The following is a 20,362-nucleotide window of genomic DNA, read 5'->3' on the forward strand; positions in this document are numbered from 1 at the left end:
AATACGGGGCTTGCCAGCCGCGTCAGAGTTCCCGGCCGGGACCGAATGCCGATTTTGAGGGACAACGCCGGGTGACAAATGCGGCAGAGCGCCGGCGAAACCAGTTGGTAAGCGCGGCGAAAGAATCGCCCTGAAATCAGGCGGGTGCTTTGGGCTCGGCCCGATTGTGTCGGACCGAGCGAGCGGGTGATGGCCGATTCAGATCTGGACCGATTGGCCTGGCCCCAATGGGGCGATGACTCAGTCCAGCGGCAACAGCTTGATGTTCTTGAACCGGACCACCATCGCGGGTCCACGATGCAGCTGCAGCGCGATCACACCTGACTTGGCGGCTTTGTCGGATTGCTGGTCGATCGTTTCACTGACCTTCGCACCATTGATGTAGTGGATCAAATGATTTCCGTCGGCGACCACGCGGAACTCGTTCCATTTTCCGGGATGGATCCCGGCGGCCAACGCTTGGGAATCCGCAAACGTCTCCGGCGTCTTCTTGCCGTCTGCACCGATGGTCACCTTGGTCCCGCGCAACGTCAGGATGCCGCGTGCTTTTTCCTCGTACAGGATGCCGGCGAACTTGTTGGCAAAATCGATGTCGGCCTGGTAACCCGAAACGACGAACTTGTCTTGGTCGATCACGCGGCTGCGATACTGGATCCCTGAATTGCCGCTTTCGATCTTGAACATCAGGACCAATTGGAAATTCGACGGCTGGCCGTCTTTCCAGACCAAGAACGTGTTGCCGTCGATCGGGTCATCTTCACTGGTACGTCCGACGATCGCACCGTCTTCGACCGACCAAAGATCATCGCGGCCTTCCCAGCCGTCCAAGTCTTTGCCGTTAAACAGAATCACCGGCTGAGTGATCGTTTGGTCATCCGCACCCGCGGCAACATCGTCCGCATCGACGGATGCCGAAAGTCCAATCAAGGTGCAAACACAGAACAGGGCGCAACGACGCAGGAGGGCCAACATGTTGATCAGTCCACAAGATGGGGAGGGAAATTTGCGGGGCGGGAAGACAACGGAATCGACGTCGAACCGATGCGAACGCAACGGTGTCGAATTCGTTTCGTCCCCACAGCTTAGCTGAAACGGTGACGCGATCGGCGCCGGTACCGTTGCTTTGGCCGGTGCCAACAATCACGGCCTGACTTGCGCCAGAGTCGGGAAACCTAGCGGGGCCCGATTCCATCGGTCGTGGCCCAGAACCCGCCACGGGCGTGATCGAACAGCGGCTTTCGGCCACGATGATTCACGTCAAAGCCGTCACGCCGGCTCCAGACGCGGTGCCCGGCGACGAAAGTTGCGATCGGCCAACCGGTCGTCGTCACGCCATGCCAGGGAGTCCACCGCGACTTGGTGTGCTGGTGTTGATCCAGAATGGTTTGGGACAGTGCCATGTCCACCAAGACCAGGTCCGCATCGTAACCGTTTGCGATCCGACCTTTCCCCGTGATGCCCCAAACCCGTGCCGGTGCATCGCACATCCAGGAAGCGACGTCGGTCAAACGACAGCGGTCTTGGCTGACTTGGTTCAGCATCAACGCCAAACTGTTTTCAACGGCGGGCAAGCCGCTGGGTGATTTCGGATAGGCGACGGATTTTTCATCCAACGTGTGCGGCGCGTGATCGGTGGCGATGACTTGGACATCACCATCCAACAATGCTTTCCACAACCCGTCATTGTCGGCAGCCGTTTTGATCGACGGATTCATTTGAATCCGTGTTCCCAGTCGCTGGTAATCGTCGACGTTGAAAAACAAATGATGCGGGCAAACTTCCGCAGTGATCCACGGTTGTTGACCGCGAATCAGAGGCACTTCCGCAGCGGTCGATACGTGCAAAACGTGAAAACGATGCTGATGGCGAACCGACAAATCGATCGAACGTCGGGTGGCGATCAACGCGGCCGATTCATCACGGATCCGTGAATGGTCACGGACATCCGTCGTGTCGGCGTACTTGGCACGGTTGGCATTGACCGTCGATTCGTCTTCGCAATGCGCACAAATCGGCAGATCGGTTTCGGCGAAAATCCGTTCCAGTGCCTCCTGTTGATCGACCAACAGATTGCCCGTGCTGCTGCCGATGAAAATCTTGATGCCAGGAAAATTGGCATCCGACGCGGCTTTCAGCTCGTCAACATTGTCCGGCGTGGCACCGATGTAAAAGCCGTAATTGACCAGCGACTTTTTGGCAGCGAGCGTTTCCTTGGCTCGAATGCCGTCACATGTCACCGCGGGCGGAACGGTGTTGGGCATTTCCAAGAACGTCGTCACACCGCCGGCGGCACAGGCCCGCGATGCGGTCGCCAAGTCTTCTTTATGGGTCAGCCCAGGGTCCCGAAAATGCACTTGGTCATCCACGACACCGGGCATCAGATGCAAACCCTTGGCGTCAACGACTTCATCGGCCGCCGCATCCGGTGACGCATCGGTATCGGCGATGCGGCCGTCGCGAACCAACACATTGCAAGTTCGAACGTCGTCCGGAAAGACGACTTGAGATCCGCGAATCAGCAGGCTGGACATGGCGATTGGTGAAAATCAGCGTGAAAGGGGCAATCGGTTGCGGGGCTTCGACTGACCGCGCAGCTTATCGCCCCGCGCCGGATCGGCCAACGCCGCGGCGGAACGCTTCAAACGCTTCACGAAACGCCGCCGGAGGCCGCGAACGTTCACCGGCATCACGCAACCCGCGATCGATCACGCCGTCCTGGCGACCACCGGAACGCACGGTATCGGATTGTCGAAGCCCCAGGCTGCGAAGCGCATCTTCAAACTCGTCACTCGGGCCCGGCTGGCCGGCCTGATCGGCCATGTCGCGCATCTGTGCCCATCGCTGGCGGAAACGTTCCAGGTCATCAGCGGTCCAATTCAACTGCTGCAGTAGTTCCTTGTCCGGCTGGTCCTTGGTCCGTTCCAGATAGTCCAACACGAGATCCGTCGCCTGTTTGGCATAGTCCAGATCGACCGGATCCGGTGGCGTGGCCGGAGGCGACGCCGTGTCCGATGTCGCACTGGTCGCCGAATCTCGACCGGAATTTGACGACGCGGTCCCCTGCGTCCCGGCTTCATCGTTGGCGTCCGACGATTCGCCGGCACCGCCGGGGCTGGGCGATCCGGCCGCATCGGTTGGGGATCCCGGATCGCCCGGCATCGACGGCCCGTCGCCTTGTCCGGCCGGGTTTGATTCCGTTGAATTGTTCTCCGGTGACTTGGATTCTGCTGTGCCGGCGTCCTGGGGTGCGGATGTTCCGTCGGTGCCGGCATCAGGGGCAGCGTCCGTTTCATCGCCAGAAGTTTGCGTGGCGGCCTCGCCGGTGGATTCGTCGGCGGCGGTTGGCCCCTGCGATCCCGATGGCGGATCATTTGGGGATTGCCCCGAGTCGGCGGTTCCCGTTTGTGGCGACTCTTGATCGGACGAAACCTCTGAGGTCGATTCATCGCCCGGTTCGTTCGACGGCGAGGCACCGGAGGATTCCTCGGTTGTGTCGCGCGTGGTGGTCGATTCTTCACCCTGTTGCTTCGAACCGCCGGCACCCTGATTCGGCGACGACGGATCGTATTGGTCGGTTTGCGATTTCGAATGGCCGGCGGAACCACCCGAGTCCTGGTTTTGCTTCAAGAATTCTTGAATCCGCTCGAACGCATCGCCGTCGTGGCTGGGCGGCGTGTCCGGTGTTGCGTCCGGATCCGGTTGTCCGCCGGCGCGTTGCCCTTCCGAATTCGGCGAACGACCGCCGCTATCCGAACTCTCCGGTGCATTCGATGGTTCGCCGTTATCGCTTTCGCGGTCAGATGCCGCCGACCCATCGGCATCGGACGAATCCCCGGGTGCTTCATCACGTGCTTGGTCACGATCCGTGCCCTGCCCCGTACCGGCCTGGGAATCTTGATCCGCGTTCTGGTTGCCGCCGGATCCCCGCTGGTCTGCGTCGGCTTGACCGGACTCGGGATCCGCCGCACCACCACTGTTTCCGGCGGACGATTCGCCAGGGTCGGATTCGCTCGTCCCATCGCTGTCGTCACCCGCGTTGCCTGAACGATTACCGCCGGAACTGTCACCACGGGAACGCTCATCGGCCGAATTGCCTTCGCCGGAATCTTGCGCTGACGAATCATCACCACCGTCACCGGAACCATCCTGAGGTTCGCCGTCGCCGGACCGGTCGGACTGGGCACCTTCGCCCGCCTGGGAAGCACCACCGCCATTGGTCCCGGAGGAATCTTGGCCCTCTTGATCGCCGGCACCCTGTCCATCACCGCCTTCGTTTGCACCGTCAGTGTCGCCGCCGCCTTCGGTTTCATCCGATGATTCGTCGCCGCCGGACGATGCGTCGCTTTGGGCCGATGATGACTCGTCACTTGATGGTTCCGGACGAGACATACCATCATCGCCCACCGGTGTGTTGTCCGACCGCGGCTCCGGTTCAACCCAGCGCAACTCCACAGGATCGGTGACGTTTTCGTTGGGGCGAACTTGATCGTCGGTAACGCTGTACCGATTGTCGGTGGCGATCGCGCGCACCCGAACGATATCGCCAGCATCCAAACGCATCCGATCGGCGCGGACGGCGAATTCTGCGATTTGGTTGCCAGTCTTCCCTGCCATCGACGGATGCATCGACTCGGAAGTTCGCGGGGCTTGCCACAGCACGCGTGGTGGAATCGGCCGACCATTGACGTCGATCTGCAGTCGCACTTGGTTCAATCCAAAGTCCGGATCACTGGCGTGGACTTCGATCACCTGCTGGGCATCGAGCGGAATTTCTTTGGGACTTTGCGTCGGTACGACGATGGTGACATCCGGCTTCAAGTCCGCAACGCATTCGATCGGGTACACAATCGGATCGGGATTTGATTGATCGTCCTGATCCCAAATACGGACACGATAGGACGTGGGATTGGTGTCCGTATCCGATCGGCGAAGCACAAATTCGGTTTCCCAGGTCCTGTCGTCTTCTGCCGAATCAGCGCGCTTCATCGCGAACGATCGACCGGTCGCAACCACGCGATCACCGACCGAGGCGGGGTTGGTTTCCACGACGGCTTTGCGAAGCGGTCGGTTGGCCCGCACTTGAATGCGAACCTTGGTCCCATCGACGGCGCGAATCGGTCCCGATGACTGTCGCGATGAATCCATCCCGGTGTATTCCGGAGGCGCCAGTTCAACCGATTCCAAGCTGACCACCGGAACATCGCGTGGCGTCAAACGGTAAGCACGCGTGGATGCGTCCCCGGCGTCGATGCGATAGTCCGCATGCTGGCTTCGTCCGGGCGGCAAAACAACGACGGTTTCGAAACGTTGGGTTCCCGATTCGGCCGGTTCCTCGGACAGCCGCATGGGCAAGGATTGCCGCGATTCGCCTTGGTGGATGTGACACACGACGGTGTCGTCATCGCCAAGCCCGGACAGATCGACACGGATGGCGACCGGGCGTCCCACCATGACGGTCTCATCTGCGGGGAAAACTTGACCGATGCGAACGCGTGTCGGACGTTGAATGTCGGACCACGGCAACAACAGACGTTGGGTGGATTGCCAACTGCTTTTGGGACTGGCCGCCCAGTACACCAATACGGCAAGCACGGCAGCCAACGCGAGCAACCAAAAACGCAACAGCCCGGTCACTTCGCTGGGCAACGCATCGACTTTCTGCAGCACCGTTGCCGATCGGACGGCCAAACCGCGAATGACCGATGCGCGGATTCCTTTGGCATCTCCCTCGCGACGCAAGGTGATGTAACTGGTCAGGGCTTGGCGTAGCTGGGGGTGATCTCGTTCGATCGCCGCGGCGGCATAGGCGGGATCGATCTGTTGGGACCACAGCGGAAACCCGCGACGGTACAACCAGAACGCCGTCCCTGCGATTCCCAGAATCCAGAAGAAAAACCGCCCGGCCACCCCGGTATCGGCCACCCAATGGTCGACCACCAGCCAAGTCAGCCAGACCCCGACGCCCCACAGAACGACAGCCAGAACACAGCGGGTGGCGTCGGTCCGCCACAGCGCCGCGCGAACATCACCGATCCAGCGGTCGACAATCTCCGATGCTGGCATCCCGCCGGTGCCGGCCGATGAACCGAGTGCATTGGATGGGGTACGTGTCATGCGTGACGGCAAGAAAAGGGGAGGATTGATTTCGGGTGTCACGAAGGTGGCTGCGATCCGACACCACTGGTCGTAAGCCCGGCGGCCCGACCACCGCATTTCGTCGAACCGCAGATCGTCCCCAAAGGTGGGGAACTTCTTGACTTTATTCTAGCTTGCCGTCATCACCCGCCCGGTACCCCCGTTTCGGTTAGAACTTGGAAACTCACAGCTGGGGGGACAGCAGAAACCGAATTCCCGGGTAAACTAGTGCCGTGATGGGAGGGCAAGAGCCACATGACTGGGTGCCCCCGATCCAAACCCGTCAACTTTTCTAGTCGATCGATCGCTTTATGAGATACGCATTCAGGTTGGCCGAACTGCTCGGACACACTCCGGACCGCCGTAAACGTCCCGGAACGATCAAATCCATCGTCGAACACACCGGGCTGGACCGCCACCAGGTCGCTTCGCTGCTGAAGAACGAAGCGAAATACATCCCGCTGGAAGCACTTTCGCGTCTGTGCGATTACCTGATCGATCACGGCTATGCGACCGCCGAACAACTGCCTGGCGCCCTTTTCGCCGTCAACGCGGAAAACTTTTGGGAATTGCTGGCCCGTCGCGGCGAAATCGAAATCGTCGTCGGTGTACGTCAGGCGGACGGTAACGATTCCCCCGAAGGTGCGATGGTCGTCGCCAGTGACAGCGTCCTGGTCGGCGAACTGCTGAACGGCGTCAGCACCCTGGGCGGCAGTGCCAAGCATCAAGCGGGAGCCGAAAGCAACGCCGAAGCCGAAAAAGAAGTCTTGATGCCCGATCGCTTGCAACAAACGCTGGTTTGGAGCCCCGGTCAGGTGTCGTTGGAAGACGCCCGTGCCCGTGCAACCGAGGTCTTCGAAAGCTTTGTCAACGCCCAGGGCGACCGCGGATTGGTCTGTATCGGTAGCGTCAAATCCAATCCGGTCGTCGAATTGATGATGAGCGACCTGTTCGGGTGCACCCCGTTTGTTACCGAAGACGACATCGACGATGCGTCGGCCCGAAGCTGCCCGTTTTACCTACGCTACCGCGACAGCGACCCCAAGCCCGATGGGGCCAGCGCGGGGACACGGCTGAGCAAGAACGAGGACGCCCCGGAACCCGGGTTCTACTTCGAAAAAGATGACGGGTCTTGGGAATACGCCGGCGGCAAAGACCAGGACACGGCACTGGTGTTTTACGTCTTTCGCGAAGCCTTGGGCCGACTGGACATGGTGCTGAGCGGATTTTCCGGTCGGGCCACCCGCTTGCTGGCCAAAACGCTGGCGATCCGCGGCGAAGAGTTTTGGCCGCCCGTGTATCACCGCGGCGGGACTCAAATCGGCGCCTATTTGGTGACCTACGAAAACACCGACGGCAAACCCAGCCGCGACGATCTGCTGTACAACCCCGGCGGTGCGGCAACCATTCTGCCGCTGCCGACCGAAGCGATCGCTCGACGTCTGGCGCGACGCTAGACACGGTCAGTTTCAGGCCTCGTCGCGAACACGGACGCGACGGCCGAGTCCTAAGGTGCCAATTGCCAGGATTCGTCGAAGAATCCTTCGGCCGCAATGGGTGCGGGCAAAATGGAATCGTCAAACCCGGGTCGAATTTCGCCGATCGCCCAATCGGGCAACATCGCAATCTGTCGTGAATTGCTGTTGTTAGAAAATTGTCGGAACGTCAGCCCGCTGTTAACGACCACATAGCGATCCGGATTCAACGGGTTGGGATAGCAAAGAATCGCAACGTGATTCGATGCGTCAAACGTCCTGGCGACCACGGAAATTCGATCGCGGTTCCATGCGATCGGCAATCGTCCGCTGATTTTTCGCAGCACCGTGTTGCTGCCGTAATCACCGAAGCAAATCAGATTGCAATCGCGAATCATGTCCTCGGTGACGTCGGTGTCTTGCACCACCGGCATTTCGCCCCGCATGATTTCCCGCCATCGACGCTGCGCCGTCCGGATTTCACGATCGATCCATCGTTGGACTGGTCCGTGCTTGGCCGGACGACTGGGCAAAACCATCACGAATTTTTCAGTCAACGCGTCGTCGATCGGCCCCTGCAGCCCCGGACGTTTGCGAAGCACACCGGGGTCCGGCTGCCCCTGTTTCCATTGGCCGCCGGTGTGCCACAGCGACGCTTGAAAACCCGGTTCGGACGACTCATCGACCAGGGGCATGACGCGATCGTCGACTTCCGCGATCAACACCTGCATCGGTCGGCCGACGACGGAACGAATCTGCGCCCACGAATTCGCATCCCAGTCGATCCGCATCGCCGTCACACCGTCCGTGTCGATGACCAGCCGCGGAACGTCCACGTCTTCGGTTCGCCAGTCGGCACGAACCACCGATTTGTCCCAGTGCTTTTGCAAACCGGTCACCGACAAGAATCCGGCCCGGTTGTAACGCAGGGTGTAGGTCGTCCAATTCAGTTTGGCCGGCGGCAGCCCCGATTCGGTCTGCTTGGTCGGATCAGCCCACTTGGCCAACTGTGATTCGATCTGCTGCATCGATGCTGGATCAATTTTGTGCCCCATGCCGGCACCGATGACATAAGGCCACTGAAAGCCCATCGCTTCGCATGCCTGGGCGACGCGATCGGCCGCCTGTTTTTGCTTGTCCACTTCACCGCTGTACGCGATCACATGAGTGTTGCGAAGGTTGCCGGCCCACGGCAGCACGTCGTACCAATTTAGCAATTGACGACGCGCCGGGGTCAATTCGAAAGGCGGCTGATCACCCCAGCCTTGATAGACCAATGTGTCGACAAATCCCGCGCCGGGGTTGGCGGCAAACCACCGCGTCGAATCGTGAACGGCGAAGTGCCAGCAACCGGCACCGCCCATCGAAAACCCGCGAATCGCGATTCGATCCGCATCGATGTGGACCAATCGTTCGGCCGCCTCGATCGCTTCGTAAACGTCGGTTTCACCGGCAAACTTAAACGCATTGCAGTGGCGACCGAAAGGATGCAACACGAATGCATCGCGCGGCAATGCCTGCCCCGGTTTGTCCATCCGTTCGATCAGAAACGGTATCTCCGTCTTTGTGTCGCCGCGTCCATGCAACCAAACGTCCATCCGATCCCCGTCGTGCTGCGGATCCGATGCATCGACAAAACCCGCCGGCACGACGATGCCAAACGGCTGAACGGTTCCGTCGATTCGGCTGACGAAACCACCGACCAGCGGCTGCGGCTGGTCGCTGCGGGACGGTTCCCAGCCCAACAAACGCAGGCCGCGATCCCCGGATGCCGCCGCATCCAACCGACGCTGAGCTTCTTTCAACAGACGATCTGCCGCATCGACTTGATTGGGCTTGAAGAACAGATTCTGGGTCAACGCCAGATCCACCGCTCGGACCAGCACCGACACATGGGGCCGCCATTCCGCATCGGACGATTCGGCGTTTGTCGCTCGGTCGCCGGCAGACTGCGTCTTGGCCAGCCGTGACCGAAGACTCTTGGCGCGTGACGCCAATGAATCGCGCCGCGCCGGATCGATCGCGATCCCGAGTGGCGGCAACGATTTGTAGGTCGGCTTTTTGGTGGATGACGCTTTGTCTTGAGCGTTGCCGACAGTGGCGGCCAGCAGCATCACCACGCAGGACAAACACCAGGCCAAGGGTGCAACGTGTGGCCGAATCTGGCAGCACTTCATCATCAGTCGTCTTTCGCCAATCGCAGGACATCGGGCAATTCGATCGCACCATCGTAAAGCGCCCGGCCGACGATCGCCGCCGGCATCCCCAATTCAGTCAGCCGTGACACGTCGTCCAGTGTGGTCACGCCGCCGCTGGCGACCAGCGGAATGTCGGTCGCCTCGGCCATGGCGACCAGCCCGTCAAAATTGGGCCCCTGCATCATGCCGTCGCGAGCGATGTCGGTGTAGATGATCGCCGCGATGTTGGCGGTGCGGCCGCGCAGATCTTTTGCCAAGTCGATTGCCGGCGTGCTGCTGGTTTCCAACCAACCGTCGGTTGCCACCATCCCGTCGCGGGCATCGATTCCGGCCGCCAAACGTCCCGGAAACCGGTCACACGCATCGGCAAACCAGTCGGGTTTCTTCAGCGCCGCCGAACCGACGACCAACCGGCTGACACCGATTGCCATCAAGGCATCGATTGCCTGGTCGTCACGCACACCACCACCCATCTGACACGGCAGCCCGGTTTCGCGAATGATCCGGGCAACGGCATCACGATTGGCGGTCGGGTCATCGCCGCGGGCGGCATCCAAATCGACCAAATGCAAACGTCGTGCCCCCAGTTCTTTCCAGCGGAGTGCGAATTCGACGGGATCGTCGCCGAACACGGTTTGACGGTCATAGTCACCCTGGCGAAGCCGCACGGGCTTGCCATGACGTAGATCGATGGCGGGCCAAATTTCCAAGGGATTCACTCGTTTGCTGTCGATATGGATCGCGTTGGGCCCGTCGGACCGACCTGACATCTGGCAACCGAAACGCGAGGCTGACAGCATAAATGGCTGCCCCGTGGAAACAACCAAGCCTCCGGTTCACGCCGGCCAGTTGCCTGGGGTCGACACTAATACACGGCATCACCACGGATCGACGATCGCACGTCCGCCAACTGCGACCCTGCTGAACACGATCGTCCCCGCCCTTTCGAAACACTGGCAAAGCAGCGCAGCGTGTCTGACATCCGCAATCTCGTGATCGTCCTTGGCGACCAACTGAACCACGACAGCGCCGCGTTGGACGATTTCGACAACCAGCGTGACCGCGTGTGGATGGCCGAAAACCAAGAAGAAGCGACCCACGTTTGGTGCCACAAATTCCGGCTGGTCGGATTCTTTGCGCCGATGCGTCACTTCCGTGACGAACTGAGCGAAAAGGGTCGCCAAGTGCTTTACCACGCACTGCCCACCGATGGTCGAAAAGCAAGAACCAGTAATTTTGCCAGTCTGCTGACCACGACGCTGAACGAACACGACGTCCAAAAGATGATCGTCGTTCATCCAGGCGATCATCGTGTGCTGGAATCATTGAAAACCGTCGCAGACGAACAAAGCGTTGCACTGGAGATTCGTGACGACCGGCATTTCTATTGCACCATCGACCAGTTTCGCGACTGGGCCGATGGCCGAAACAGCCTGGTCCTCGAAACGTTCTATCGCCACATGCGGAAACAACACGACGTGTTGATGGACGGCGGTGATCCGGTTTCCGGCGTCTGGAACCACGACAAGGAAAACCGAGGAACGTTTGGCAAGTCGGGCCCCGGCGATGTTCCCCACACTCATCACTTTCGCCCCGATGACGTCACCCAAGACGTGATCGACATGGTGAACCAACGCTTTGACGATCATCCGGGAAAGGTCGATGCATCTTCCTTTGACCTACCCGTAACGCGATCCGAAGCGTTGACACTGCTGCGTGAGTTCATCAAGCACCGTTTGTGTCGCTTCGGTGATTACCAGGACGCGATGTGGTCGGATCAAAAGTACTTGTATCATTCGCGGTTATCCCACGCGATCAATCTACATCTGCTAAGCCCACGCGAAGTGGTCGACAAAGCCATCGCGGCGTTCGACAGCGGTGACGCACCGATCAACAGCGTGGAAGGTTTTGTGCGACAGATCCTGGGCTGGCGTGAATTCGTTCGCGGCATCTACTGGACCCACATGCCGGACTATCAAAATCGTAATGCCCTGCAATGTGACGACGACCAGGACGTTCCTTCGTTCTTTTGGGATGGCAAAACCGACATGGCATGCGTGGCCGATGCGATGCGTTTGCTGATCGAAACAGGGTATGCCCACCACATCCAACGCTTGATGGTGCTGGGACTGTTCGCCCAGTTGTACGGGACGCATCCCGCAAAGTTTCACCAGTGGCACATGGCGATGTACAACGACGCGGTCGACTGGGTCAGTTTGCCCAACGCGCTTGGCATGTCGCAGTGGGGCGATGGTGGATTGATGGCAACCAAGCCGTACTGCGCCAGCGGCAAATACATCAAACGCATGGGGAACCACTGCAAGGGATGCCGTTACAATCCCGACGAAGCGACCGGTGACGACGCCTGTCCTTTTACGACGTTGTACTGGGACTTCTTGGACCGTCACCAGCAACAGTTCAAGAACAACACACGGATGACGATGCAACTAAAGAATCTGCAGCGGAAAGACTCCTCGCAAATGAACGCGATCCGCGACCGGGCACAAAAAATTCGTCGCGACGAAATGGATCTGTAACGAACCACCGGCGTCATGGTTCACCGGTCGACTGCGATCACCATCCGCCGCCCAGTTCGGTTGCCCGTTGGACGCGTTCAATGCCGATCATGAACGCGGCGGTCCGCAGCGGGACCTTCATTTGTTGCGCCCTTTGCCAGACTTCTTCAAACGCCTCGCTCATCGTGTGATCCAGTTCCTGGCGGACACGATCAAGTGACCATCGATAGTGTTGGCGATTCTGAACCCATTCGAAATAGCTGACCGTCACGCCACCGGCGTTGGCCAAAATGTCGGGCAAGACGACCGTTCCGCGATCATGCAGTTTCTTGTCGGCGACCGGATAGATCGGACCGTTGGCCGCTTCGATGATGATCGGTGCCGAAACCGAATCCACGTTATCGTCGGTGATCACGCCGCCGAGCGCCGCGGGGATCAGCACCGTGGCATCACTCAGTGACAACAGCGAATCCATGGGCAGGTGTTTGGCATGCTCGAATCCTTCCAGCAATCCGTTGGGATGATGAAATTTATGACGGATCAACTCCGGCACGTTCAGCCCATCTTCCTGGTAATAGGTGCCCGAGATATCGCTGACCGCAATGATGGGAAATTGCGCGTCGTGCAAGAACTTCGCCGCGTGCGAACCCACATTGCCGAAACCTTGAATCGCGACTTTGGTGTCTTCCGGTTTGCGGCCGAGCCGTTTCATCAGCTTGACCGTCAAGATTCCCACACCGCGGCCGGTGGCTTCTTCACGACCACGTGCGCCGTATTCTTCCACCGGTTTGCCCGTGATCACCGCGGGATTGAAACCGTGGTACTTTTCCCACTGGTTTCGGAACCAGGACATCACTTGGTGATTGGTGCCCATGTCGGGCGCGGGGATGTCCGTATCCGGACCGACGACATCATGAATGCGGTCGACAAAGACGCGGGTCAGCTTTTCCAATTCACGCGACGTCAACGTTGACGGATCCACATCGATCCCACCTTTGGCACCGCCGTAAGGCAAATTGACGACGGCCGTCTTCCAAGTCATCAAACTGGCCAGCGCACGCGTTTCATCCAAGTCGACTTCATGGTGATAACGCAGCCCGCCCTTCATCGGGCCACGGCTGTTGTCGTGTTGAACTCGAAAGCCGACGAAGTTTGCCAGGCACCCGTCTTCGCGTTCCAGCGTGACTTGAACCTGCAACTCACGACGTGGCAACAACAGCGTTTCGCGCAAACCACAAGGCATATCCAAATGGTCGGCCGCCTGGTGGAAATACTTCTGGGTGGCTTCGGAGGCGTGCATATTGATTCCCGTTGTGACAGATGGCGGCGCGTGGGATGACGGGTCGGATTCGAAAAGCGTCCAGTCCTGCGATCCGACGTTACCAGACCGCCGGCGACGGAGCGGTAAAAACGCATCGGGCCTCGGACGATCGATTTCGCCAAGTGATTCAATGGCTGTCCGGCCCTTTTCCCCACCCAAACCCTACCTTGTAAACCGACGATGTGCCGAGCGGTTCACAACGCCGGTCGGGCGTTTATGCGGCGCGTCGACGCGGTTTCTGTGGAAGCTGTGTCCACTGGGTCACCCGCTGAATCGACGGCGGTGAACCACCACGCAAGTAGCGTCGGCCGGCGCTGGTGGCGGCAAAGGCTTCGATTTCCCGATGCAATTCGGACGCGTCCGCACCGGCGATATCCCGCATCGTGACATAACCTGCGCCGACCAAAAGCTGGATTTCACGAGCCAGCATCTTTGGCATCTCGCACATCAGCGACGCCTGGTGTTGCCAGGTTCGGATCGTGTCGGCAGTCATCCACCGCGTTGCCAAGCGACCAGCCAGTTCCTCCGGTGACTTGGCAAGAAACTGGGCCACCGTTTGGACGCCGATTTCGGCGAAGCGATGAGCGGTTTTCGGACCGATCGACGGCGCATCGACCAGGTCGTCGCCGGCGTGCAAGCTGGGCGTGGAATTCTCCGAAGCTTCACGCGGTTGCCGACCGGCCTGTTCGGCGGCAACGGTTTGATCGGAATCGGCGGTGCGTGTGGTGTCGTTTGATTCCGAACGATTGGCGGGGAACGGGATGGTCGACGGCGCGGCGGCGGATTGCCCGGCCGATGACTTGGCGGATTCGGTGGTGATCGTTTCGTCGATCGCGACAGCCGTCTGTTTCGATTCCGCCTGTGCGATTCGACGCTGTTTCCAGATCTGTTCGTCGCGGCGGATCCGCATCACCCGGTCGACGATATCGATTTCGGCGGGCAGGTTTTCCAGGACTTGCCCGGTGCGTGTGAATTCACTGATCAGCGCCGACACCGCATCCTGTTCGTCGCGATCGGCGATGCGTTTGATCCACCACTTGGCGGGTGTTTGAATTGCCGCCATCACGGCCGAAAGCGACAGGTTGGCCTTCGGGATCGGTTGCCCCAGTGCCAATTCGGTTTCCAGCGCCATTCGCTCCAGGGCTCGGGCCCAACCGGTGATGGCAATTCCGAGCAAATCCGCCAGCACGTCCCGGGTCGGATCATCCAGACCGGCCGGCGGATCCTTGGCACCCAAATCCAGACGATAAGAATCAACCAGCGTGTTGTAGCGACGATGTGCAAACTTGGCCGCGTGCAAGATCGCTTCGCCCAGCCACTGGGGGCCTTCGGAAAGCTGAAAAACGACGCGTGATTCGTCACGCAGCCAGCGTCGATAGATGTCTTCGTAGGAAAGCGTGATCGACCATTCGATCGGACGATGCAGCACTTTTTCACGTGCGGTTTGCGCGGTGTGCAACGGCTGGATCGGGTCGGTGAAGTAGTGGCTGATCACCCCGGCGGCATGGGCCGCGTCGGAATAACGCCCATCCCTGACATACCGGAACATGCGGTCGTACCACTGGTGTGCCACGCGCGGTGCGCCGCCCCAATAACCGTCTTCGACGTGAACCACATGGTTTTGAAAGTCGCGAAACCGTGTGTCGGGATCTTTCGCGCCGGTCAAATAGCGACCGTGATGCTTCAGCAACCAACCGGCCAACCGCTTGCCAGCCGCCGTCTGTACCAGCGGCAGCGCATCCAGGGCGAAGAAGTGGTGCGTGCTGCGGCAATGGGCGGCGCGCAAAATCGTCAACAGAAGGCTCATCGAAAGACCCGACTTTTCAAACCCGGCTTTTGCCGGCGGCGTGAAACTATGCTGCGGTACGCTTGCGGGCGATCACCGCGTTGACGTCGATCCCATAGACCGCCGCACGACGCGACAAACCGCGGACGAACGCGTCACGGCCGCCGGGAACCGAATCCGCCGAATCCCAACGCCGGGTGAACGCATCGACCGACAGCAATCGCAGCGGCCAGTGCCCTCGCGGCGGTTTTTCATCACCGAACATCGCGATCAAACGATGCCCGTGATCGGCTCGCGCGATCGCGGCGTACACGGAGTACAAATCACCACAGTTCAATCCGTTCAGGTTTTGTAGTGGACCGATCGCCATAACAGGCATCCTTTTGTGTCAAGCGAAGGCAGTTCGGTGGGACAACAGCGGTAAAGCGGTTGTGCCATTTGCCGCACGGCAAAGGCAAGACGGATTTCCGCCCGGCGGATCCGAATTTTCTCGTGGGGATCCGCCCGACCGGACCGGCGGCCGTGGACAGCGCCGGCCATTGCCCGAAGTCGACGAAAACGGATGAAATATCGTCACCACCGCGTCGGCGATCACCTCGCTGGTGGGTCTGCAATTTGCAAGGGGCTATGCTGTCAGTAGGAGAACCTTTGATGGCAAAATCGATTTGGCCCAGCGACGACAAAACCGATGTGCTGTTGGACGCAGCACGCGAGGGCGATTCGCGCGCGGTCAATCAGCTGCTTGACCGCCACCGCAAGCCGATTCGGCGGCTGATCGAACTGCGGCTGGACCGAAAAGTCCAGCGACGTGTCGACGTCAGCGACGTGGTCCAAGAAGTCTTGGTGGAGGCGTCCGGACGGCTGGAAAACTATTTGAATGACCCGTCGATGGCGTTCCATTTGTGGCTACGCCAGATCGCTTGGGACCACATCATCGACACCTATCGGCGGCACCGCGTCAGCGCCAAACGCAACATGGACCGCGAACAGCCGTTGGCCGTCGGTCCGACCGGCGGCGACGAATCGTCGATGGACCTGGCGGTCCAGCTTTGCGACCCCAAGATGACACCGGCGGCGATCGCGACGCAGCGTGAGATCGCCGAACTGGTGGAAAAAGCGATCCACCGGCTGGATGAAAACGACCGCGAAGTGATCCTGATGCGTCACTACGAACACTTGTCGAATCTGGAAATCGCCGAAGTCTTGAAATTGAACCCGCCGGCGGCCAGCATGCGCTACCTGCGGGCGGTCCGGCGTCTGCGGCAGTTGTTGCAAGACGACCAGGCGACCGAAGACCTGAACCAGGCTGACACGTGAATCGCCAAGCCGACCGGGACGCCGCCCAGGATCGGCCCGACAACGCTGGCACCGCGCCATCGTCCGGTCAGCATCCATCGCCCGTCGCCCCGGTTGCGACCGAAGACCTGAACCGACCGCGCAGCGAAACCCAGGAACAACGTTTGGCCGATGTCCTGGGCCGGCTGACCGATCAGGTGTGCCGCGGGGAAATCGTTGATTTCGACCAAGCCTGTCGCGAAAACTCCGACATCGCCGACGAACTGCGACATCTATGGGGCGCGGTGCTGATCACCGACACCGCCGGTGCGGCGCATGATCAAAACCCGGCCGCGGTGGATGGGTCCGACAGCGATGCGGGCGGCGGCGTTTCGCGATGGCGATCGTTACAGTTGCCCACCACCGTCGGCGATTACGAGCTGATCGAAGAAATCGGCCGTGGCGGCATGGGCGTCGTCTTTCGCGCGCGACAAATCAGCCTGGAACGCGAAGTCGCCGTGAAGATGATCCTGCGTGGCCGGCTGGCCAGCGATGCGGATCTTCAACGTTTCTTGGCCGAAGCCTCTGCGACGGCGCGTTTGGACCACCCGGGCATCGTTCCGGTCTATGAAGTCGGCGACATCGAGGGTCGCCCGTTTTTCAGTATGAAGTTCGTCGCCGGCAAAACACTGGCCCAGCGAATCAAATCGGGTCCGATGCCGCAACGTGAAGCGGCTCGGATCGTCGCCGATGTGGCTCGCGCGGTCGCCTATGCTCACCGCCAAGGCGTGCTGCATCGCGACGTGAAACCCAGCAACGTTTTGCTGGGAAACGACGGCAACGCCATGATCACCGACTTTGGTCTGGCCAAACAGACCGGCGCAAAGGTCGACCTGACACGCAGCGGCATGCTGCTGGGAACCCCCGCCTACATGTCACCCGAACAGGCGGGCGGGCGGACATCCAGCGTCGGCCCTGCCAGCGACATCTACAGCCTGGGTTGCGTGTTGTATTACGCGTTGACCGGTCGCGCCCCGTTCGTCGCCGATTCGCCGATGGACCTGGTCATGCAAGTCATCGAACAAGACCCGCTGCCTCCCCGGGCGCTAAGACCGCGTGTCAATCGCGATCTGGAAATGATCGTCATCCGTTGTCTGCAAAAGCCGATGGATTTGCGATACGAATCCGCCGACGCATTGGCCGACGACTTGGAAGCCTTCTTGGCCGACGAACATGTCAACGCCAGCAGCGGTCGCTTTTCACAAGTGCTGGCCCGACTGTTCCGCGAAACCCACCACGCCGCGGTGCTGGAAAACTGGGGCCTGTTGTGGATGTGGCACTCACTGGTGCTGATGGTCGCCTGCACGCTGACCTGGTGGATGGAATATGTCGGCGTGACCGATCGTTTCTCCTATGTCGGGGTTTGGGTCGTCGGCTTGGGTGCCTGGGCCGCGGTGTTCTGGAAAATGCGGCAACGCATGGGACCGGTGACGTTCATCGAACGCCAGATCGCCCATGTCTGGGGATCCAGCATGATCGCGATCGGGTTATTGTTTCCGCTGGAATGGTGGCTGAAGCTACCCGTGTTGACCCTGTCGCCGATGTTGGGCGTGATCAGCGCAATGGTCTTCATCATCAAAGCGGGCATGCTGACCGGCGCGTTCTATTGCCAAGCGGTCGCGTTGTTGATCGCTTCGGTGGCAATGGCGGCATGGCCGAATTGGTCACATCTGATCTTCGGCGTCGTTTCGGCCGGATGCTTTTTCTTTCCCGGGCTGAAATACTGGCGTCGTCGCAAACACTGATGTCGTCGTAAACACTGTGTCGCGGTCATGGTCCGTCCGACTTCAACACCAACAGTGACAACTCGGGGCGGCAGTTCACGCGCAACAGATGCACGCCGCCCAGCCCACGGGACACATGCATCGTGGTCGGCGGCTTCCAAAAATCGCCCGACGCGAATCGGCTGCCGTGAAAACTGGGACTCAGCAGTGGCCCGACCAGGGGCAACCTGCCCTGCCCGCCATGCGTGTGACCGGCCAGCACCAGTTCAATACCGTGACGCTGGGCCCAAAAAACCTGGTCCGGGCTGTGGCTGATCGCCAGCCGAAACGGACGTTCCGATGCGTGCGTTTGTTGGGCATCGTCTGGACGTTTTCTTGGGGGCGGAGGGATCACCGGCCGGGCAAACCAGGGATGCTCGTTGCCGATCAACTCGATCGATACACCGCGTACTTCCGTCGGCAAGACACGGCTGCCCAAATCCGTCCATCCGGCGCGGTCCATCGCTTCGCGAGTCTGCCACGAATCGACCACCCGTGTGTCGTGATTGCCCAACACGAAATAGCATCCGTCACTGGCCCTTGCACCGGAGAAGATATCAAACAGCCAATCGATGCACGGTTGCTTGTCGATGATGTCGCCGGACAGAGCCATCATGTCGGGCATCCACTGGCTGGCCCGATCAACCGCGTACCGGACGTAATCTGGCGCGACGTCGCCGGTCAAATGGATGTCGCTGAGATGGGCGATTCGATAGCCGTCCAATTCCTTCGGCAATCCAGGAACGGGCAGCAAGACTTCTTCCACCGCCAGATCGAAAATCTGATTCATCGGCAACCGAGATTGCCAGCGACATTTCAACGAACGCGGCAAGGGTCGGCCCAACGTTTTGGCCACATCGACGACTTCCACCCGCCGTGGCGCATCGGCCCATTCCCATCGGAAGATCGGTCGCCACAACAGCCAAGGCAACCCGAACACCAACCAAGCCGCCAAGCACACACCGCCGTAAACCGCCAACGGCCACGGCAGATCTGACCAGACCATCGTTCCGGCAAACATTCGGCGGACGACATCGGGAAAGAAAACCAGCACGGCCAACAGCGTCAGCCACATTTCGACGAACAACACCTTTTCGGTGCGTTTGATCCGGCGGCGTGGCCAACCCAACGAATTCAAGCGGTTGTAGAGCGCCAAGTGCAACCCGAAGTGCCCCAGCAACGCCGCGGCGGACAACACCCAACAAGCCATCGGATTCATCGAAATTTCACAACGCTTTCGGCTTCATCCAGCCAATGCACCGAACGTCACCGCCGTCGCGGATCTGGTCCCACGTCGACGCGGATCGGGAATAGACCGCGATCGCGGCGGTCGGCATCTCCAGCGGTCGTCCCGCCAGCAGGGACGCCAACGTTGCCATGCCGGGGTTGTGCCCCACCACCATCAGCGTTTCCGCGTCGCCGGCCGAATCGGCGATGACGCCCAAAATGCCCGCCGGTGACGCCAAATACAGTTCATCCGTGTGGATCACGTCGACCGACGGGTCCCACCGGTCGACCAGGGCGTCGACGGTTTGCCGAGCCCGCGTCGCGGTGCTGCACAGAATCCGGTCCGGCAAATCGCCCAACTGTCCGACCCAATCTGCCATCCGAGGTGCATCGTGGCGGCCTCGACGATTCAACGGCCTTTTATGATCGTCCAGCCCCGCATCGGACCAGTCGCTCTTGGCATGACGCATCAACAACAGTCGCGGAATGTCCATTTCGGATCCGTTCTTCACGCGACCGACCGGTCGGTTCCGGCATCGGACATCCCTATACTGCCCGGGCGACCGTAGCAGACCGCGCTGGCATCCTTTCGCAGCGGTTTCGTTC

General features: G+C 60.1%; 14 protein-coding genes. 4 read left to right on the forward strand and 10 right to left on the reverse strand.

Translation table 11 applies throughout. The features are described from left to right. Positions 1–240: 240 nt before the first annotated feature. The 3 genes from Mal65_RS25355 to Mal65_RS25365 all read right to left on the reverse strand — a co-directional run bounded on the left by Mal65_RS25355 (position 241) and on the right by Mal65_RS25365 (position 6,114). Positions 241–972: a 3-keto-disaccharide hydrolase gene (locus tag Mal65_RS25355; protein ID WP_145304192.1), complete on the reverse strand. Its 732-nt coding sequence runs from the start codon at positions 970–972 to the stop codon at positions 241–243. Positions 973–1,172: 200 nt separating this feature from the next. Next, positions 1,173–2,531, reverse strand: a complete 1,359-nt coding sequence (locus Mal65_RS25360) for a dihydroorotase (protein WP_145304194.1) — start codon at positions 2,529–2,531, stop codon at positions 1,173–1,175. Positions 2,532–2,595: 64 nt separating this feature from the next. After that, a complete protein-coding gene (locus Mal65_RS25365) occupies positions 2,596–6,114 on the reverse strand; it encodes a hypothetical protein (protein WP_145304196.1) in 3,519 nt (1,172 codons plus the stop codon). Positions 6,115–6,446: 332 nt separating this feature from the next. Here Mal65_RS25365 and Mal65_RS25370 point away from each other — a divergent pair, with 332 nt between their 5' ends. Next, positions 6,447–7,592: a helix-turn-helix domain-containing protein gene (locus Mal65_RS25370; protein WP_145304198.1), complete on the forward strand. Its 1,146-nt coding sequence runs from the start codon at positions 6,447–6,449 to the stop codon at positions 7,590–7,592. Positions 7,593–7,642: 50 nt separating this feature from the next. Here the strand turns inward: Mal65_RS25370 and Mal65_RS25375 are convergent, their stop codons facing one another. Then, a complete protein-coding gene (locus tag Mal65_RS25375) occupies positions 7,643–9,790 on the reverse strand; it encodes a prolyl oligopeptidase family serine peptidase (RefSeq protein WP_145304200.1) in 2,148 nt (715 codons plus the stop codon). Beyond that, on the reverse strand, positions 9,790–10,518 hold the full coding sequence (gene hisA, locus Mal65_RS25380; RefSeq protein ID WP_145305197.1) for a 1-(5-phosphoribosyl)-5-[(5-phosphoribosylamino)methylideneamino]imidazole-4-carboxamide isomerase: 729 nt from the start codon (positions 10,516–10,518) through the stop codon (positions 9,790–9,792). Before hisA ends, Mal65_RS25375 begins: the two co-directional genes overlap by 1 nt. 261 nt (positions 10,519–10,779) lie before the next feature. On the opposite strand from hisA, the gene Mal65_RS25385 reads away from it, so the two are divergent. Next, complete coding sequence (locus tag Mal65_RS25385) at positions 10,780–12,345, forward strand: cryptochrome/photolyase family protein (protein WP_145304202.1); 1,566 nt, start codon at positions 10,780–10,782, stop codon at positions 12,343–12,345. A gap of 37 nt (positions 12,346–12,382) precedes the next feature. Here Mal65_RS25385 and Mal65_RS25390 read toward each other — a convergent pair whose 3' ends face one another. From Mal65_RS25390 to Mal65_RS25400, 3 genes are all read right to left on the reverse strand, one after another. Continuing rightward, a complete protein-coding gene (locus Mal65_RS25390; protein WP_145304204.1) occupies positions 12,383–13,624 on the reverse strand; it encodes a Glu/Leu/Phe/Val family dehydrogenase in 1,242 nt (413 codons plus the stop codon). Positions 13,625–13,859: 235 nt separating this feature from the next. After that, positions 13,860–15,452: a DUF4332 domain-containing protein gene (locus Mal65_RS25395; RefSeq protein WP_145304206.1), complete on the reverse strand. Its 1,593-nt coding sequence runs from the start codon at positions 15,450–15,452 to the stop codon at positions 13,860–13,862. A 46-nt stretch (positions 15,453–15,498) separates the two neighbouring features. After that, the gene (locus Mal65_RS25400; RefSeq protein WP_145304208.1) at positions 15,499–15,801 is read right to left on the reverse strand and encodes a hypothetical protein; all 303 of its coding nucleotides are present in this window, start codon (positions 15,799–15,801) and stop codon (positions 15,499–15,501) included. Positions 15,802–16,082: 281 nt separating this feature from the next. Between Mal65_RS25400 and Mal65_RS25405 the strand changes: the two genes are divergently transcribed. Both Mal65_RS25405 and Mal65_RS25410 read left to right on the forward strand, forming a co-directional pair. Continuing rightward, entirely contained in the window at positions 16,083–16,748 is a 666-nt protein-coding gene (locus Mal65_RS25405; RefSeq protein ID WP_145304210.1) for a sigma-70 family RNA polymerase sigma factor, read from the forward strand. 107 nt (positions 16,749–16,855) lie between these two features. Next, positions 16,856–18,511 carry a serine/threonine-protein kinase gene (locus Mal65_RS25410; protein ID WP_145305198.1) on the forward strand — a complete coding sequence of 552 codons (1,656 nt, stop codon included), beginning with the start codon at positions 16,856–16,858 and terminating at the stop codon, positions 18,509–18,511. Positions 18,512–18,536: 25 nt separating this feature from the next. Here the strand turns inward: Mal65_RS25410 and Mal65_RS25415 are convergent, their stop codons facing one another. Together Mal65_RS25415 and Mal65_RS25420 are read right to left on the reverse strand one after the other, a co-directional pair. Further along, positions 18,537–19,748 carry a metallophosphoesterase gene (locus Mal65_RS25415; RefSeq protein ID WP_145304212.1) on the reverse strand — a complete coding sequence of 404 codons (1,212 nt, stop codon included), beginning with the start codon at positions 19,746–19,748 and terminating at the stop codon, positions 18,537–18,539. Positions 19,749–19,755: 7 nt separating this feature from the next. Then, positions 19,756–20,250 carry a SixA phosphatase family protein gene (locus Mal65_RS25420; protein WP_165701530.1) on the reverse strand — a complete coding sequence of 165 codons (495 nt, stop codon included), beginning with the start codon at positions 20,248–20,250 and terminating at the stop codon, positions 19,756–19,758. Positions 20,251–20,362 lie beyond the last annotated feature (112 nt).

The sequence above is a fragment of the Crateriforma conspicua genome, assembly GCF_007752935.1.
GTDB lineage: Bacteria > Planctomycetota > Planctomycetia > Pirellulales > Pirellulaceae > Crateriforma > Crateriforma conspicua.

Coding starts and splice junctions, on each gene's coding strand:
- Mal65_RS25415 (WP_145304212.1), bottom strand. CDS start 19,748: ATGAATCCGATGGCTTGTTGGGTGTTGTCCGCCGCGGCGTTGCTGGGG.
- Mal65_RS25355 (WP_145304192.1), bottom strand. CDS start 972: ATGTTGGCCCTCCTGCGTCGTTGCGCCCTGTTCTGTGTTTGCACCTTG.
- Mal65_RS25365 (WP_145304196.1), bottom strand. CDS start 6,114: ATGACACGTACCCCATCCAATGCACTCGGTTCATCGGCCGGCACCGGC.
- Mal65_RS25390 (WP_145304204.1), bottom strand. CDS start 13,624: ATGCACGCCTCCGAAGCCACCCAGAAGTATTTCCACCAGGCGGCCGAC.
- Mal65_RS25375 (WP_145304200.1), bottom strand. CDS start 9,790: ATGATGAAGTGCTGCCAGATTCGGCCACACGTTGCACCCTTGGCCTGG.
- Mal65_RS25370 (WP_145304198.1), top strand. CDS start 6,447: ATGAGATACGCATTCAGGTTGGCCGAACTGCTCGGACACACTCCGGAC.
- Mal65_RS25405 (WP_145304210.1), top strand. CDS start 16,083: ATGGCAAAATCGATTTGGCCCAGCGACGACAAAACCGATGTGCTGTTG.
- Mal65_RS25395 (WP_145304206.1), bottom strand. CDS start 15,452: ATGAGCCTTCTGTTGACGATTTTGCGCGCCGCCCATTGCCGCAGCACG.
- Mal65_RS25360 (WP_145304194.1), bottom strand. CDS start 2,531: ATGTCCAGCCTGCTGATTCGCGGATCTCAAGTCGTCTTTCCGGACGAC.
- Mal65_RS25420 (WP_165701530.1), bottom strand. CDS start 20,250: ATGGACATTCCGCGACTGTTGTTGATGCGTCATGCCAAGAGCGACTGG.
- Mal65_RS25400 (WP_145304208.1), bottom strand. CDS start 15,801: ATGGCGATCGGTCCACTACAAAACCTGAACGGATTGAACTGTGGTGAT.